Source organism: Vibrio sp. S12_S33 (genome assembly GCF_963889785.1).
GTDB classification, from domain to species: Bacteria; Pseudomonadota; Gammaproteobacteria; order Enterobacterales; family Vibrionaceae; genus Vibrio; species Vibrio aestuarianus.
In genome coordinates this window covers 1-517 of sequence record NZ_CAWPQZ010000237.1, presented here as the reverse complement: position 1 = coordinate 517, position 517 = coordinate 1, and the positions used below count along the sequence as shown (strand labels likewise).

Below are 517 nucleotides of genomic sequence, written 5' to 3'. Positions count from 1 at the left end.
GAAGTGGGTAGTTTAACCTTTCGGGGAGGACGCTCACCACTTTGTGGTTCATGACTGGGGTGAAGTCGTAACAAGGTAGCGCTAGGGGAACCTGGCGCTGGATCACCTCCTTATACGATGATTACACAGATGAGTGTCCACACAGATTGATGGTTTATACGGTTTTAGAGTATGGGGTTATAGCTCAGCTGGGAGAGCGCCTCGCTGGCAGCGAGGAGGTCTGCGGTTCGATCCCGCATAGCTCCACCATCTTTAAGCACATTTGCTTAAGTGTTCTTAAAAATGGTTTTCATCAGAAAATCTTGCTCTTTAACAATTTGGAAAGCTGACTGATAACAACATGATTTGTTGTTATCAAATAAAAGTTCTCAATATCAATACGTTTACGTGTTGATACCAAACACATTCAAGTGTTCTTGGGAAAGCTTACTGCGGTAAGTTTTCAAAATTGAGTCCGGCAAAATCGAAATGTCTCTCGCTCATTTAATAAAGAGAGACACTAAACCTTGGTGACTTG

Annotated in this window: 1 tRNA gene and 1 rRNA gene; both read left to right on the top strand. The window is 42.9% G+C overall.

Annotated features, from left to right (window positions below):
* Positions 1–113 (top strand): 16S ribosomal RNA (locus tag AACW06_RS20015); the annotation flags it as partial.
* A 60-nt stretch (positions 114–173) separates the two neighbouring features.
* Positions 174–249 (top strand) — tRNA-Ala (locus AACW06_RS20010).
* The last annotated feature ends 268 nt before the right edge of the window (positions 250–517 follow it).